Here is a 14,474-nt window from a genome sequence, read left to right as displayed (position 1 = left end):
TTTGGCTCACGCAGAGACGCAGAGAGTAGGAAATTAAGAGAATTTGAGGTGAAATTATGGGGACAGTTTATATTACACAAGATGATGCTTTTATTGGCAAAACAGACGAACGTCTCAACGTAAAATTTGAGAAAAAGACAATTTTAGATATACCTTTGATTAAAATTGATGGCTTGGTAATTGTGGGACGAGCCAGCATTTCTCCTTTAGCGATCGCTGAATTAGTCAATCAAAAAATTCCCCTAACTTTTCTCACAAACACAGGTAAATATATCGCCCGTTTAGAACCAGAAATGAGTAAGAATATTTTTGTACGTTCCGCTCAATGGAAAGCTGCTGGAGAAACAACACAAGCTATTCACCTTACACAAGGTTTTGTTAGAGGTAAATTGAAAAATTATCGCTACTCGTTGTCACAAGCAAAACGCCGCTATTCTGAACTAGATTTAGATGCCGGTATCAATCAATTATCGAATGCGATCGCATCTCTAGATAAAGCTAATTCAATTAATACAATCAGAGGCTTTGAAGGTGCTGGGAGTGCTGCATATTTTGGTTGTTTTAATCAATTAATTCGTGTAGACGACTTCAACTTTTCAACTCGGAATCGTCGTCCTCCTTTAGATCCAGTTAACTCCCTTTTGAGTTTAGGTTATTCCTTACTGCGCCACGACATCCAAGGAGCTTTAAATATCGTCGGATTCGACCCTTATTTAGGATACTTACACACAGAGCGTTATGGTAGACCTTCTTTAGCACTAGATTTAATGGAAGAATTTCGCCCTTTAATAGTAGACGCTGTTGTGCTCACAGCTATTAATCGGCGAATGCTAACACCAAAAGACTTTATCACAGAACCACTAAGTAACGCAGTTTCACTCACCAAAGATGGACTACATATTTTTCTGCGTTTATATCAAGAAAAAAAACAAAATAAATTTAAACATCCGCTCATGCAAAACCAACACACCTATCAAGAAACCTTCGAGATTCAAGCGAGATTGCTTGCCAAATATCTACTAGGAGAAATTGACAAATATCCACCATTAGTTATGAAGTAGAGTTGGGTTCACTCTAATATTACCCCATTCCCCAAATAAATGTATTTAGTAATTTCCTACGATATATCAGAAGACAAGCGTCGCACCAAAATTCACAAGATTCTCAAATCTTATGGACAGTGGATGCAATATTCTGTATTTGAGTGCGAACTGACACCAACTCAATATGCTAAACTGCGATCGCGCTTGGCAAAAGTCATCAAACCAGACCAAGACAGCATTCGTTTTTACTATCTCTGCGCTTGCTGTCAACCCAAAATTGAGCGCATCGGCGGCGAAATGCCAATTGATACCACCGTCTTCTTTGCATGATTTTGGTGTCAACCAGTAGGTGTTTGAAAGCTACGAGTAAATTTCGTGCCTCAAAAGCTTATCCCCGCTGACTTTGAGCCTAATTTCACCACCCAACAGGTTGACGCCAAATCTGAAACCCCCATCACCACAGTCTTTGAGCTATTTGCCATTCACCCCACCTTGACAACCCAACCCCTCAAAAGCTATCTTGTCTCCAGATTGACACTTCTGAACCTTGAAAACCAAATATATCAAGCCTTCTGGATGCCGGCAGTTTTAATTAACTTAAATCCCTATCAGGGATTGAAACCAATATTTCTGGACTTTTAGATAAAAGAGAAATGTTTTAATTAACTTAAATCCCTATCAGGGATTGAAACGAATATCCCAAGCTTCCCAAATACCTCTGGCTAATATGTTTTAATTAACTTAAATCCCTATCAGGGATTGAAACAATGCCTTATCAAGACAAGCTGCAATATTGCAAGAAGTTTTAATTAACTTAAATCCCTATCAGGGATTGAAACTTTCAGTATAGTAACTAACAGTGCAATTACAGTTCGTTTTAATTAACTTAAATCCCTATCAGGGATTGAAACACTAATGGCTGATTTTAATACTAGCCACTTATTACTTAAAGTTTTAATTAACTTAAATCCCTATCAGGGATTGAAACCTTCCAGGTATCTGTGCATTACTTCCAGAAACTCGTGTTTTAATTAACTTAAATCCCTATCAGGGATTGAAACTAAACACTAGTTACTATAAAAGAGTAAAGGAAACGTTTTAATTAACTTAAATCCCTATCAGGGATTGAAACGAGACTTGGAGCGGGGCGGAAAGCCTACTAGAGCAAGTGACGTTTTAATTAACTTAAATCCCTATCAGGGATTGAAACTTCTGCGACCCTTTTTATTATGGCTTCTAAAGCTGCACGTTTTAATTAACTTAAATCCCTATCAGGGATTGAAACCCTATACCAGTTAATAGAGATAAGAAACTGATAATAGGTTTTAATTAACTTAAATCCCTATCAGGGATTGAAACTCTAATTTAGTTTTAGCGTCCATAGAAAGGTTCAAGTTTTAATTAACTTAAATCCCTATCAGGGATTGAAACTATGACTTAGGTAGATAGCAATATAGCAGCAATAAAGTTTTAATTAACTTAAATCCCTATCAGGGATTGAAACAGCAGAGATGGTAATTCGGGGCTATGACTCTAACGTTTTAATTAACTTAAATCCCTATCAGGGATTGAAACAACAAAAAACCCGGCTACCAACCGGGCATCGAGTTTTAATTAACTTAAATCCCTATCAGGGATTGAAACTGAAGCCTAAACTACCAAAAGTGACTTTGTCATGTTTTAATTAACTTAAATCCCTATCAGGGATTGAAACGTGTTGTTCGTGTGCAGCGTGCTGGTCAACTGCGGGACGTTTTAATTAACTTAAATCCCTATCAGGGATTGAAACTGAATGCTACCTCGACACAAGCCGGAACAACAGAGTTTTAATTAACTTAAATCCCTATCAGGGATTGAAACCGAACATGTACAGCTATCAATCGCCCTAGTAGCGTAGTTTTAATTAACTTAAATCCCTATCAGGGATTGAAACATCTCAAACCTCCAGGAGACCCCCACCAAATCTGGTTTTAATTAACTTAAATCCCTATCAGGGATTGAAACATCAACACAAACGCCGTAGAATTCGACCTTTCAGTTTTAATTAACTTAAATCCCTATCAGGGATTGAAACCACATTTGGGAGCGATCGCCTAGCCAATCCATTGTTTTAATTAACTTAAATCCCTATCAGGGATTGAAACATTCGAGAAAGCACCAAATCACCATTAGAAATAGTTTTAATTAACTTAAATCCCTATCAGGGATTGAAACATTAACGGTGCAGTTACACCTCGATGGATTGAAGTTTTAATTAACTTAAATCCCTATCAGGGATTGAAACAAACGTAAAACAGACGAAATTCAAAACCGCACAGGTTTTAATTAACTTAAATCCCTATCAGGGATTGAAACACTAAACCAACTCGAAAACGATATAATTCAATTGTTTTAATTAACTTAAATCCCTATCAGGGATTGAAACAAAAGCGATCGCTTCGAGGATGTCGATTACCCCTGTGGTTTTAATTAACTTAAATCCCTATCAGGGATTGAAACTTGACATATTTATTAATACCAAGATACGAAGTACTAGAAGCGATAGCGATCGCTGGTTTTAATTAACTTAAATCCCTATCAGGGATTGAAACAATTATTGGGTTAATCAAGTATGTGAAAAGTTTTTCTATTGCGTTTTAATTAACTCAAATCCCTATCAGGGATTATTCCTTGGTACTTACCTGCAGGAAGCAGCTTGGCGTCTGTGCCTAAATCCCTATAAAAGGTTGAAACTTGGAGGCGTAGCAATGCTATGCTCCTACTACTGATGCTTAATCTCAGGTAAGCTAAATGAATTATGAAACAGCTCGCAAAATCCTCATAGACCAGACAACCACCGAAAACAACTCAGATGCTCTGCTAGTGCGTATGCAGCAGGGAAAACCGCCTGTACCTGGTCAGATTACCTCGATTTTGCTAGCCTTGAAAGTGGTGTTTGAAGCCCTCAAAGAAGCCCCAAATATAGATAGAGAGCTAGCTTTTGCACTATATCAATTAGGTATCAAAGCGCAACAACTGTTTGTTATCGGACGGAAAGCAGGCGTTGAATGGCCCCCACTACTCAAGGAGGATTTGCTGAGAATTTCTCTAGCGAGTGAAAGTATATTTGCTGGTAAATGGCAAACCTTACCTGTTAGCGGACTCAATACGCCTTAAGTAGCAAAAAGTTTTAAGAATAATGAAAATATTTTTCTGCTCTACCACAACTCTGATAGAGACGTAAAATCTTACGTCTCTACATCCTCAAAATCCATCTCAATTATTTTCAAAGTTCTTCCTAGACCGTGACAAAAGTAAATTTCGTATTTTGTTCTTCTTTTTAGTTGTGGCTAGATAGTTATCAAAGTAGCGAAAAGCAGACGCACTGTCATAAGCAGCAATAGCTATAGCTTGAAAGAAAACCTGAGTGGGAATTTCAAACTCTAAAAGTCTTTCTGTTAACACCAACAAATCTTTATCTGTTGCGGGTAAAGCCGTCTCTTCCCACTCTTCAGGATTACTAAAGATATCTTGAATTAACGCTTTAGACATTTAGTACCTCCTTAAAAGCATAAGATGGATGCTCTGAGCAGCGGTAAAATTTAGCTGCTCCCAAGTTGCTAAATTTGCTGAAAATTGAATATCGACATCAGCTATTTCACTAGGTATTTCCCAGCAATCATTACTGAAGTTATTGTGTGCAGATTGTTTCGATTCAAGAGTTACTGTTTTTGCATAGTCCAGATAAACTGGGATAATCGGCTTTACAGCGTTAGCCATAAATGCACCCTAATAAACTAGATGAGCGCAGTTTTGCTTAAAAGTACAAATCAGCGTAACCGTGTTTTTACGGGATTTATTTTCATGCAATATGAATGTATCAGCGCAATTGCGGAAATGTAACCGTATATGCAATTTTTAATGTCTGCTGCTTATTAGCCTAATTTATAGTCATGAATATTTAGTTTAATCTCAACACTATGTGAAGATGTGTAATATTTAGCTAAGTGACGCTAGCTATCATGCCTAGCCTTACATAGGACTTAGTTTAGAGGCAAAATAACTGAACACCGGAGACTTAGCAAAACTAATATTTTTGTTGCAATTTTTTACAAAAATAACAGTAGTCTATTGCAGTTTGTAAATCTTTTGTAGAAGCCGCAGGAATATTCCTTTAGACTGAACTTTAACTGAAAACTAAGGGAATAAACACAAATGCATTTGCTCAATCTATTTCGTCATGAGGTTGTAGTTACAGTTTCCTTTTTCGCTTGTGTCCTTGGACTAATATTGCTGTGGGGCGGTGAACTGCAAAAGGATGATGTGGAAGAAACAGAGCGGATTCTGTTTAGAATGAGTTTTTCTTACTGGCTAGTTTACTGCTTTGCTTTTGGGATTGAAAAATTAGTTTTACCCCACTGGGAAATGCTACAAATGACTTTAAAAATCACCGCTGCACTGTCATATTTTCTCACTTTCTCTTGCATTCTCAGTCTACCTTTACACAGATTTGCAGCGCGCCGCGTAGAGGAATGATCAATCGCCAGGGAAGCGGAATTGATGCAAGATGGACTATATAACAAAAAAATATTAACTGTAGAAGGTATTAATTTTTCACTGTGCTGAATTGAGGTATCAATCGAAATGTAGAGACGGGAAGCACCGAGTCTCTACAGGGGTTTTAAGGGACTTACATGAGTCACAAACACCTATTTTTTCATAGCGATCGCGATCGCCTCTAAAAGTTTATCTTGATCTAAAGTCGTCAAAATAAACACCTCCTGTACTGTCTTCCCTTGTCTGGCGATGACTTTATAACCCCCCAGAATGGGCACAGATATACGCAGTTGCATTTGCGGACAATGACTTTTAACTCGACCCAGCACTCCCGGTGTCACGGTTTGGATGCCATGCTGGTGACACAAGCGTTCTAAAATGGGGATAAGTCCGGAAAGATGGGTCGAGTGATTCCAAACTAATCTGCCATCTGAGGGTTTACCCATTGTTAAGCCGCCTCTAACGGAGCCATCGTCAACCCAGCTCGACGCAGCTGCTGGTGATATAGTTCCGCAGGCTCTTGCGGGCCAGCCCAGACGATCGCTTGTCCTTCATAATGTACTTGGTTGGTCAAATCCCAAGCATGATCGCTGCTCATTCCCGGAATATACTTCATCAAACACTCAGCCACATGTTGGAATGTGTTAAAGTCATCATTCAAAACAATGACTTTGTAATTGGGATAAGGCTTGCGAGTAACTTGAATAGACCGTTCAGGAGCTACAGTTGGTGCTGTCGCCATCCCGTAAACATCTTCTGAAAGTCCGATAACCATAAAACAGTTAACCAACTGAACTTTACAACACTACAACTAACTAGTGTAGTCCATACTTAGGAAATGATGATTTTTTGTGAATTTTCTTCGTTATATTCGTCATTCCTACTTAATCCCAAATAAGCGATCGCCCGCATCCCCTAATCCAGGAATAATATAACCATGGTCATCAATAGCTGCTGTATGAACAGTCACATTAATATGTACAGCACTGAAATAGCGATATGTGCAGATATGGGAACCGAAGACGTTACAACCATTGCATTCGTCGTGTAGACGGACAGCTACAGGTGTATGAGGATGAGCGATCGCTCTGACATCACCGACAATATACACCGTCACGCCCCCAATCGGATATGCCGAGAAACATTGTTTGGCTTTGGCATAGTAATTTTGTGTGTTTTGTATGTTTTGATAAACAATTGATGAATATAGCTTTGTCCACTACCAATAGTTGATGTTTATTTAGCTTATTCTCATATTTTTATAACTAATTATACATCGGTCTACCCTAAGACTTAAGTATTTATATTTTTAAGAACAAAAAGAAAAAAATAACACAGAAATTACTTTAGTTGCAATTGTGTTAGGACAATTTAAAGATGATTTAAAAAATGTCTTAGTGAATGTTACTAGAGATGATTTTGTGCGACAGTTGATCTAATGATGAAATTACTTAGAGCAAATTCATGGATTCTTTATCTATTAATCCCTTACTTGAAGATTTGAAAAATCCTGACGCCACAGTCCGCGAACAGGCTACTAAAAAAATCTGGCGCATCTGGTTTCAGCAGAAGGGTGTATACGGGCTAGAAAAAATTGATCACAGCCAGAAGTTGCTAGATGCGGGGGAAATTACCGAAGCCGAATCTGTTTTAACAAAACTCATAGACGAACAACCGGATTTTGCTGAGGCTTGGAATCGTCGTGCTTTTCTTTACTACAGCATTGGTGATTATCAAAAATCTTTAACTGATTGTCAGATGGTTGTACATTTCAATCCAGTGCATTTTGGTGCGCTTCACGGTATGGGTTTGTGTCATGCGGCCTTGGGAGAATATGGTGAAGCTATTAAAGCTTTTCAACGTGCGTTGATAATTCAACCTTATTCACTGGTGAATCAAAAGTTAATTCTAGAATGTACATTCAGATTTAGCTAAATATCTTGTTGTCTAAATCTATTTCCGTTCCCACAACAGCAATTTATTGTCCTATTGGTCGCAATTTTATTCAGTATATTTCCAAACGTTAGTTTTTTTGGCTCAGGAAAACATTCTACCAATTACAAATTCATAGTTGAACTCAAAAATTACACATCATATAGTCATTTTATAAACAGCTTCGATTTTAGCGATCGCACTCATAACAATTTGAAATTTTGGATGAAAAATTTTGACTACCAGACATTTACAGATAAAAATGATTTCTACATAACGCTTCTCGTTGAAATGTACCATCAAAAAACGAGAAGCACTATATCCTACCAACCATTTTCTGCTTGCTGAAAAACGTAAGTAGCTACCTCGATAATCTCTTGGCTACTGAGCTTGTTTTTAAAAGCAGGCATAGCATTTTTACCATTTTGTACTTGGTAGATAATCGCCTGTATACCATCTTGTTCATAGTTATTGAGGTATGTTGATAATGCTTCTTTTGTCAAGGTTTTCTGGCTGATGAGGATATTTCCACCGCCTATATGACAAGAAGAACAATGAGCGTTGAAGATTTTTCCTCCATCGGCCACTTCAGCAGCTAAAGCTGGCAGAATAAATGTGAATCTCCAGAGGGTGAACAACAGCAGCAAAATAAATAAGACTCTTCTCAAAAGATTCTCCTCACAACGCTCTGGCGATTGAAAACCGTCTCCACTAGCTATTCTATGGCTGCTATCAACCATAAAATGCATTAAAATATGCAGTTGCTAACCGCTATGTGTACTCTACCCTATCAAGTGCCAGTTTCTGTATAGCTAAAAGCTACTAAACAGCGAAAACTCTTGAGATATTTTTATAGCAGCTACTATCAAATAAATATTCATGGTCGGACTCTGTAACCACTCACAATAGCGTTAACAATTCTGAAGAGGTAAGTACGCTTGTGGTAGTTCGATTCCCCGGAAAATCTTATTTAAATTTGGCAGTGACGAGTTCTTCTTTTCCACTATTGCTGCGTGGTGGTTAGCTTATTGGTAAAGAACAGGACTCGACACCGCCAGTCAACCTTTGTACAAGTCACCTTTGGTGCTGATTATATTCGGTAACACCAATTATCCAAAATTTAGCAAAAATTTAGCCAAAGCGCCAAACTCAGAAATCGTCTCGAATTGGTGTAACCCGGATAAAGCCTAGCCTTGGACAGTAATTTTACCAACCATGCCAGCGCCACGATGAGGCTCGCAGTAGAATGTGTAATCACCAGCAGGTGCATCTGCGGGGAAGGTAGTTGATTGTGTCTGACCTGGACTCATCAACAACTTTTTGTGCGACAAAGCCTTGGCTAGTGCAGCATCCTTGGCAGGGTTTTTTGCAGCGTCAAACACAACGTTATGGGGAGGAACTTTGTTGTTTACCCATTCGATTGTGTCGCCTGGTTTGATCGTTAACACTTTGGGTTGAAATGCCAGTAATCCTTTATCACTACCCAATTTGACCTTATATGTTTCAGCCGCAGCGCTAGGGGTGAAAACAGCGAAGCTGCTCACGACTAAAAGGATTGTTAATACAGCTAAACTAAGACGTCGCCAGCTTGCCGCAATGAATTTCATATCTCTACTCCTAACCGATTGTCTTTCTCTTTCTCATTTTAAATACAATTGAGGCTAAATATGACAATCTGTCATAGATGTATTTTTTTTACGAAAAACAATCAATATTCAACAGATGTGCAGCTAGCGAAAGATGTGAGAACGTAGTAACCCATAAAATTGTCTATTAGTCAAGAATAAACTGAAGATATTTAAAATTTTTCTGTGCCCCAACCGGGAGCCTTTTGAGCAGCGGTGAGCACAAAGGCTGCTAAATTTTCCACCTGTTGTTGAGAGAGTAGACTGGGACTGAGTTGACGACACCAATAAGTTTCTTGAGAGCCGTCGTATGTCATCGGTTGACGCATAAAAGCGACAAGGGAGTTAATGCGATCGCGTGGCGGATGAGCGGCTTTGAGAGTGTTGAGAGAAAGTGATACATCTGGATCTGGCAAAGTTGCGCCACCAACATGACAATTAATGCAGTTGCTTTCAAAAAGTTTTTTACCAGCAGCTAATTGTGAGGGCGAAAATAGACCAGTCTTATCCTCTTGGTCTAGCAGCAGCTCTATTGGCTCTGTAATATGTAAATATCGGCTGATGTAAGGGTCGATGGTAGCGGCTTGAGCAGATGGAGTATGGCAGTTACATAATCCCAAGACAATCACCAAAAGTAAAAATCGATAATTGGCAAATAATTTAGACAGCATTAGCAATTTGGGAGCAGCAGTTGAGTTTTAATTGTTCTGGGAAAAGAGGATTAGAGCCTGAGCATTTGTCTTTGAGATTGCGTCTGGTTGCTAATCCCCATTTTCCACACTGAGAACTCAGCCAACAACTGGAGTGGCGGTAATTACCGCGCTGAACTACAGCAATTGTGCATTAATGGCTAGATTTAGTAATAAATCTTGCCACCTCCCCACTTAGTGCCAACAACTTTAGGTTGTAAGAGAATATGACCAGCGATCGCTGTTAAGTCATCGTCGCTCAGATTTCTCATTTTGGTGAAAATATCCGCACTCTTGAGGCTGGGGTGCAATTCTGAAATCTCATCTTCTCCATCGTAGGTAGTAGGATTTTTCAGATAATCAACCAAGCCTTCAATATTATTGCGGTTGGGAGTTGCCAACGCCAGCGCTTCTGGTTCAAGTCCTACGTTCTGGTTGGTCTTGGTAACGCCCCCAGCATGACATTGGGCGCAAGCGTAATTAAATAAGCTTTTGCCTTCTTTGACTTGTTTGAGGCTGAGGACGACAGTCTCGCCTTGATCATTTAATGGTACTGTCCGCGTCGCTGTATCCAGCTCTACCGCGCTCGCGCCACCGACAATAAATTGAAAAGTCAGCAAAACGGTAGCTACAATGACACCAATTAGTCTTCTAAACATGTTTCCCCTTAAAAATTTTGACGCTCAACACAGCTAATTAACAACGATGCTCAATCTCCATGTCACCAGTTGCTCATGGCCCTCAGCCATCAGCTTGAGATAACTTTTCGAGTACCGCTGTTTTACAGGATGATTGTAATCTGCGGGTATCTCTGCGATCGCTAGGTCTGCAAAACCCATAATGCTTGTTAACTGGTAGATAGAGATTGAGTCGCTGTAATACCAATATCATGTTAAGAGTGCAATTTGTCGTTTAAAATACGGCTACCCTTCCGGTGGGGATCAAGGAGGGGTATTTCCAGGGTAGAAATTTACAAATCCGACAGTAGAGAAGGTGATTGCCAAGACATTCATTTGTGAAGTCTAAGTTGACCAAGGCTCAGGGAAAAAACCACCTTGGAGTAATAATAGGCGATTAACACTGCCCCTGCTTTAACCTAAGCAAAGCAGGGGCAGTGTTAATAGATGAAATATCCACTTCAAGCTAGAGTGTTAATGGCTCAACTGCAATAATCGATGTGCTTGACTATCTTCATTATTCATAACTTTTTCTAGTACTGCTTCTCTTATATTTATAAATACTTCACTAGCTCTGTCTCGTGGACGCGACAATCTTACAGGTAAATCTAACGCAACCCGCCCTTGTTCAATTACTATCACTCTGTCTGCTAGTGCCACAGCTTCTTCTACATCATGGGTCACTAAAAATGCCGTAAAGCCTCTTTGTTGCCATAAATCTTCAATTAAGTGTTGCATTTCTAAGCGAGTTAACGCATCCAATGCACCTAAAGGCTCATCAAGTAGTAATAGATGTGGTTGGCTCGCCAAGGCTCTAGCCAATGCTACTCGTTGTCTTTGCCCTCCAGATAACACATGAGGCCATTCACCAGCTCTATCTTCGAGTCCGACTTGTTCTAATACCCACGCAGCTTTTGTTCGCCAATTTTCTTGCAAACCCAGACCCACATTATCTATCACGCGTTTCCAAGGTAGTAACCTGGGGTCTTTAAACATCACTCTTACAGAATGACTAAGTTTACGTAGTGGTTCTCCATCTAATAATATGCCGCCTGCAGTGGGTTTATCTAACCCAGACACTAAACGCAATAAAGTACTTTTACCGCAGCCACTACGCCCCACGATAGCAATAAATTCTCCTGGTGCTACTTCTAAATTTAATGAATTTAAGACAGTTTTATTTCCGAAAACTTTGCTTAAATTCAAAATATTGAGTTGTGAACCTTGTGTATTTGAAACCATGTGATTTTTTCCTTTTTGAGAGATTGTCGAGTGATTAAGTTACTGAAGATTTAGAATTTTTACCCTGAACTAATAAAGATCAAAACTTCAATAAGTTTTGACCTAATTCTTTACCCAGCAGATGTGTAATTAGGATTCCAGGATAAAAATTTGTTTTCTAAAGCTCTGGCGGTGGAATTTGTTAGTTTACCTAATAGTGCATAGATAATAATACTTAACACTACAACATCTGTTTGCATAAACTCTCGGGCGTTCATTGCCATATAACCAATACCAGAATCTGCTGCAATTTGTTCCGCTACAATTAACGATAGCCACATAATCCCTAAGGAAAAGCGCACACCAATCAAAATTGAAGACACATATTGATAGACTAAAGCTCGTCGTGAGAATCGGGAAATCCCATTAGAACCGCCTGTTAGAGTACTTTCAAAGTATGGATTAATCGGTACAGTAAAACCTAGTTCATTAGCTCCATCAGATAAAGCATAAATGTTGACTTGGGTATTTGAACCTACTGGAAACCGATAATGCAGACCACCAATAGACCAATCATTGGGTGGTCTTGTAACGTTGGCGTTATCAGCCGTTCTGCCATCAAAAGTACCTAATAATCCAATAACAACAAAGGAAAAAAACATGACTGAATATAGCAGATTAAAAACTTCCCGTTCAGCCGCAATCAAAGCAAACCTCGATTATCCAATCATTGATACTGATGTTCATACCAATGATTTCACGCCGGCGCTTGAGGATTATATTGCTAAATACGGTGGCTCGAAACTTGTGGATGAACTGCGGAAAGCGGAAACTTCTCGTCTGAACTCCAAAGTTAATGGTAAAGATTGGTATCAACAAACTCCAGAAGAACGTCAATATAACCGGACAATTCGATCGCCTTGGTGGGCGAGAGTTACCCGCAATACTTTGGATCTCGCTACTTACACTCTTCCGGAATTGTTCTATGAGCGTCAAGCGGAGCAGGGGTCAGATTATTCGGTGCTGTTTCCCAACAATGTCTTAGCACCGGCGGGAGCAAGCAAACAGAACCGTCAAGCACTGCAACGTGCGGTGAATCACTATCATGTTGATTTGTATCGGAAATATAGCGATCGCCTCACAGTGGTAGCTGGTATCCCAATGGGTACTCCTCAAGAAGCTATTGAAGAGTTAGAATTTGCCGTAAAAACACTAGGTTTAAAAGTTGCAAATATTACTAATAATGTGAAACGTCCAATTAAGGCGAGCGCTGAGAAATATCCAGCAGATCAGGCTGCGGGAATTGAAAGTATAGAAGATATCCGCGATCGCTGGGTGAACAGTTTCTTCTTTGGTTCTGAGTCCGACGATCGCACCATCGCAGCAGCATTCAACGACAAAGCCAATCCCTTGGGTGTGAAAATCAACGCCATCTATTCCTCTGATGTTGGTCACTGGGATGTGCCAGATTTTACCGACGCACTTATGGATTAAGAAGACTTACCCCTTCTCTAATTGCTGAACAATAGCGCATCGCAGATTTATTTTACGCAGAGAAGATCATACCTAAGCAGATTGATATTAGACAGGCATTACTCACTCTTCAACAATATGCAGCGATTACGCCTCAGCGTATTAGTAACCGATAGAAAAATTTTGGCTTTTTGTGGTTTGTATTCCCTAGCGATCGCACTTTACTTCAAAAACAGATATCCTAGCAATGAACATACCATTTGTTTACCAACGTCGTAAATTTTTTAAACAGCTTGTACAATACTCAGCATTAGGATTATTTGCTCTATCAACACCATTAGTAGGTAGCTTATTACAGAGTAGTCAAGCGCAAACCCAACGAGGATTTGTTGCCAAAGAAATCAACTTGGCTTATCAAACTTCAGGCGATATTGTCAAAGTCAGAAAAGTTGTAGAGCCACGGTTTCAAGCTTTGGGTGTCAAAGTAAATTGGGTAGGGCCATTCCCAGCCGGGCCGCAGTTGATAGAAGCAATGAACGCAGGTAAAGTTGATATTGGTACTGTGGGGGAAACACCCCCAATATTTTCACAAGCCGCCGGGATCACAGAAGTTATCTACATTGCTGGACGCACTCCTAGTCGGGGTGAAAATCAAGGTATTATAGTCAGATCTGATTCTCTTATTAAAAAATTAGCTGATATTAAAGGGAAAAAAACCGATTTCATTAGCTGAACGTGAACGTAATGCTGTAATAACGCTAGGAGTATTATTAATGATTTAGCTACAATGGTTTCTATCCAAAAGATACATAGAATTAGATAATTAAAATTCAGCTTTGGAGCGAGTTTCACGAACAAATTGCAGGCATTCTTCTAAATCTTCGCCTTGCCATGTTCCTGCAAACTTCAATAAATCTACGGCTTTACTTCCTCGTTTAATCGGAGCTAATCGACGGAGTGGGCGATCGCTTTTATTCTCTCTGGTTTGTATAGCATCTAAAAAGTCACTAACCAAGGACAGCTGATCGGGTGGTAGTTGAGCTAATTGCTGTTCAATTTTTTGGCGCAGTTCTGGATATGTCATCAGTACATCACTACCTTAGTTATTGCTATTTCTTAATTTTACATCGCACTCCCGATCAAAAATTGTCTGACTTTTGGTCGGGTCGTTTGGAGAGCACAATTTTGCTCTTGCTACTAGTAACTCCTAAATTAATTGACGATACCAATCTAACTTATCCATTGAGCAACCTCCTACTTTTGGGTGTCGTACACTAA

At 39.4% G+C, this 14,474-nt stretch carries 18 protein-coding genes, 2 pseudogenes and 1 CRISPR repeat array; of the genes and pseudogenes, 7 read left to right on the top strand and 13 right to left on the bottom strand.

Annotated elements, in window-relative coordinates; translation table 11 throughout:
- Positions 1-56: 56 nt before the first annotated feature.
- From cas1d to MIC7126_RS0107165, 3 genes are all read left to right on the top strand, one after another.
- Positions 57-1,061, top strand: a complete 1,005-nt coding sequence (cas1d, locus tag MIC7126_RS0107175) for a type I-D CRISPR-associated endonuclease Cas1d (RefSeq protein ID WP_017652457.1) — start codon at positions 57-59, stop codon at positions 1,059-1,061.
- Positions 1,062-1,100: 39 nt separating this feature from the next.
- Positions 1,101-1,373, top strand: coding sequence for a CRISPR-associated endonuclease Cas2 (cas2, locus tag MIC7126_RS0107170; protein WP_017652456.1), 273 nt, complete (start codon positions 1,101-1,103; stop codon positions 1,371-1,373).
- Between the two features lie 255 nt (positions 1,374-1,628).
- Positions 1,629-3,713: a CRISPR direct-repeat array (repeat unit 37 nt; unit sequence GTTTTAATTAACTTAAATCCCTATCAGGGATTGAAAC).
- A gap of 120 nt (positions 3,714-3,833) precedes the next feature.
- A complete protein-coding gene (locus MIC7126_RS0107165; protein WP_017652455.1) occupies positions 3,834-4,199 on the top strand; it encodes a hypothetical protein in 366 nt (121 codons plus the stop codon).
- A gap of 99 nt (positions 4,200-4,298) precedes the next feature.
- On the opposite strand, the gene MIC7126_RS0107160 is transcribed toward MIC7126_RS0107165, so the two are convergent.
- On the bottom strand, positions 4,299-4,574 hold the full coding sequence (locus MIC7126_RS0107160; protein WP_017652454.1) for a hypothetical protein: 276 nt from the start codon (positions 4,572-4,574) through the stop codon (positions 4,299-4,301).
- Positions 4,575-4,802 (bottom strand): hypothetical protein, encoded by a 228-nt coding sequence (locus tag MIC7126_RS0107155; protein ID WP_017652453.1) that lies wholly within the window; start codon positions 4,800-4,802, stop codon positions 4,575-4,577. It lies immediately after the preceding gene.
- Positions 4,803-5,237: 435 nt separating this feature from the next.
- Here MIC7126_RS0107155 and MIC7126_RS0107150 point away from each other — a divergent pair, with 435 nt between their 5' ends.
- The gene (locus MIC7126_RS0107150; RefSeq protein WP_017652452.1) at positions 5,238-5,558 is read left to right on the top strand and encodes a hypothetical protein; all 321 of its coding nucleotides are present in this window, start codon (positions 5,238-5,240) and stop codon (positions 5,556-5,558) included.
- Between the two features lie 173 nt (positions 5,559-5,731).
- Here the strand turns inward: MIC7126_RS0107150 and MIC7126_RS0107145 are convergent, their stop codons facing one another.
- From MIC7126_RS0107145 to MIC7126_RS32215, 3 genes are all read right to left on the bottom strand, one after another.
- Positions 5,732-6,025 (bottom strand): DUF2103 domain-containing protein, encoded by a 294-nt coding sequence (locus tag MIC7126_RS0107145; protein WP_017652451.1) that lies wholly within the window; start codon positions 6,023-6,025, stop codon positions 5,732-5,734.
- Positions 6,026-6,027: 2 nt separating this feature from the next.
- Complete coding sequence (gene clpS, locus MIC7126_RS0107140; protein WP_026100091.1) at positions 6,028-6,354, bottom strand: ATP-dependent Clp protease adapter ClpS; 327 nt, start codon at positions 6,352-6,354, stop codon at positions 6,028-6,030.
- Positions 6,355-6,459: 105 nt separating this feature from the next.
- Positions 6,460-6,696 (bottom strand): uracil phosphoribosyltransferase, encoded by a 237-nt coding sequence (locus MIC7126_RS32215; RefSeq protein WP_085986995.1) that lies wholly within the window; start codon positions 6,694-6,696, stop codon positions 6,460-6,462.
- Between the two features lie 347 nt (positions 6,697-7,043).
- Between MIC7126_RS32215 and MIC7126_RS0107135 the strand changes: the two genes are divergently transcribed.
- Entirely contained in the window at positions 7,044-7,514 is a 471-nt protein-coding gene (locus tag MIC7126_RS0107135) for a tetratricopeptide repeat protein (protein ID WP_017652449.1), read from the top strand.
- 320 nt (positions 7,515-7,834) lie between these two features.
- Here MIC7126_RS0107135 and petJ read toward each other — a convergent pair whose 3' ends face one another.
- The 7 genes and pseudogenes from petJ to MIC7126_RS29895 all read right to left on the bottom strand — a co-directional run.
- Complete coding sequence (petJ, locus tag MIC7126_RS0107125) at positions 7,835-8,179, bottom strand: cytochrome c6 PetJ (RefSeq protein WP_026100090.1); 345 nt, start codon at positions 8,177-8,179, stop codon at positions 7,835-7,837.
- Between the two features lie 519 nt (positions 8,180-8,698).
- On the bottom strand, positions 8,699-9,118 hold the full coding sequence (gene petE, locus MIC7126_RS0107120; protein WP_017652446.1) for a plastocyanin: 420 nt from the start codon (positions 9,116-9,118) through the stop codon (positions 8,699-8,701).
- A gap of 191 nt (positions 9,119-9,309) precedes the next feature.
- Positions 9,310-9,807 carry a photosystem II cytochrome PsbV2 gene (gene psbV2, locus MIC7126_RS0107115; protein WP_017652445.1) on the bottom strand — a complete coding sequence of 166 codons (498 nt, stop codon included), beginning with the start codon at positions 9,805-9,807 and terminating at the stop codon, positions 9,310-9,312.
- Between the two features lie 185 nt (positions 9,808-9,992).
- Positions 9,993-10,484: a photosystem II cytochrome c-550 gene (gene psbV / locus MIC7126_RS0107110; protein ID WP_017652444.1), complete on the bottom strand. Its 492-nt coding sequence runs from the start codon at positions 10,482-10,484 to the stop codon at positions 9,993-9,995.
- A 33-nt stretch (positions 10,485-10,517) separates the two neighbouring features.
- A complete protein-coding gene (locus MIC7126_RS30225; protein WP_017652443.1) occupies positions 10,518-10,664 on the bottom strand; it encodes a hypothetical protein in 147 nt (48 codons plus the stop codon).
- Between the two features lie 312 nt (positions 10,665-10,976).
- Entirely contained in the window at positions 10,977-11,744 is a 768-nt protein-coding gene (locus tag MIC7126_RS0107100; protein ID WP_017652442.1) for an ATP-binding cassette domain-containing protein, read from the bottom strand.
- Positions 11,745-11,854: 110 nt separating this feature from the next.
- Positions 11,855-12,106 (bottom strand): annotated as a pseudogene (locus tag MIC7126_RS29895) (ABC transporter permease subunit); the annotation flags it as partial.
- A gap of 277 nt (positions 12,107-12,383) precedes the next feature.
- Here MIC7126_RS29895 and MIC7126_RS27215 point away from each other — a divergent pair.
- Together MIC7126_RS27215 and MIC7126_RS27210 are read left to right on the top strand one after the other, a co-directional pair.
- A pseudogene (locus MIC7126_RS27215) lies at positions 12,384-13,214 on the top strand (amidohydrolase family protein); the annotation flags it as partial.
- 229 nt (positions 13,215-13,443) lie between these two features.
- Positions 13,444-13,929 (top strand): type 2 periplasmic-binding domain-containing protein, encoded by a 486-nt coding sequence (locus tag MIC7126_RS27210; protein ID WP_017652439.1) that lies wholly within the window; start codon positions 13,444-13,446, stop codon positions 13,927-13,929.
- Positions 13,930-14,019: 90 nt separating this feature from the next.
- On the opposite strand, the gene MIC7126_RS0107080 is transcribed toward MIC7126_RS27210, so the two are convergent.
- On the bottom strand, positions 14,020-14,280 hold the full coding sequence (locus MIC7126_RS0107080; protein WP_017652438.1) for a hypothetical protein: 261 nt from the start codon (positions 14,278-14,280) through the stop codon (positions 14,020-14,022).
- Positions 14,281-14,474 lie beyond the last annotated feature (194 nt).

The organism is Fortiea contorta PCC 7126 (assembly GCF_000332295.1).
In the GTDB taxonomy this organism is placed as follows: domain Bacteria; phylum Cyanobacteriota; class Cyanobacteriia; order Cyanobacteriales; family Nostocaceae; genus Fortiea; species Fortiea contorta.
This window is presented reverse-complemented; position numbering and strand designations above follow the sequence as displayed.

What these genes read in the sequence shown, in the direction of transcription:
- MIC7126_RS0107165 (WP_017652455.1), top strand. Translation starts at nt 3,834, where the DNA reads ATGAATTATGAAACAGCTCGCAAAATCCTCATAGACCAGACAACCACC.
- MIC7126_RS0107160 (WP_017652454.1), bottom strand. Translation starts at nt 4,574, where the DNA reads ATGTCTAAAGCGTTAATTCAAGATATCTTTAGTAATCCTGAAGAGTGG.
- MIC7126_RS27210 (WP_017652439.1), top strand. Translation starts at nt 13,444, where the DNA reads ATGAACATACCATTTGTTTACCAACGTCGTAAATTTTTTAAACAGCTT.
- MIC7126_RS0107155 (WP_017652453.1), bottom strand. Translation starts at nt 4,802, where the DNA reads ATGGCTAACGCTGTAAAGCCGATTATCCCAGTTTATCTGGACTATGCA.
- clpS (WP_026100091.1), bottom strand. Translation starts at nt 6,354, where the DNA reads ATGGTTATCGGACTTTCAGAAGATGTTTACGGGATGGCGACAGCACCA.
- MIC7126_RS0107145 (WP_017652451.1), bottom strand. Translation starts at nt 6,025, where the DNA reads ATGGGTAAACCCTCAGATGGCAGATTAGTTTGGAATCACTCGACCCAT.
- MIC7126_RS0107150 (WP_017652452.1), top strand. Translation starts at nt 5,238, where the DNA reads ATGCATTTGCTCAATCTATTTCGTCATGAGGTTGTAGTTACAGTTTCC.
- MIC7126_RS0107135 (WP_017652449.1), top strand. Translation starts at nt 7,044, where the DNA reads ATGGATTCTTTATCTATTAATCCCTTACTTGAAGATTTGAAAAATCCT.
- MIC7126_RS0107080 (WP_017652438.1), bottom strand. Translation starts at nt 14,280, where the DNA reads ATGACATATCCAGAACTGCGCCAAAAAATTGAACAGCAATTAGCTCAA.
- cas1d (WP_017652457.1), top strand. Translation starts at nt 57, where the DNA reads ATGGGGACAGTTTATATTACACAAGATGATGCTTTTATTGGCAAAACA.
- psbV2 (WP_017652445.1), bottom strand. Translation starts at nt 9,807, where the DNA reads ATGCTGTCTAAATTATTTGCCAATTATCGATTTTTACTTTTGGTGATT.
- cas2 (WP_017652456.1), top strand. Translation starts at nt 1,101, where the DNA reads ATGTATTTAGTAATTTCCTACGATATATCAGAAGACAAGCGTCGCACC.
- psbV (WP_017652444.1), bottom strand. Translation starts at nt 10,484, where the DNA reads ATGTTTAGAAGACTAATTGGTGTCATTGTAGCTACCGTTTTGCTGACT.
- MIC7126_RS30225 (WP_017652443.1), bottom strand. Translation starts at nt 10,664, where the DNA reads ATGGGTTTTGCAGACCTAGCGATCGCAGAGATACCCGCAGATTACAAT.
- petE (WP_017652446.1), bottom strand. Translation starts at nt 9,118, where the DNA reads ATGAAATTCATTGCGGCAAGCTGGCGACGTCTTAGTTTAGCTGTATTA.
- MIC7126_RS0107100 (WP_017652442.1), bottom strand. Translation starts at nt 11,744, where the DNA reads ATGGTTTCAAATACACAAGGTTCACAACTCAATATTTTGAATTTAAGC.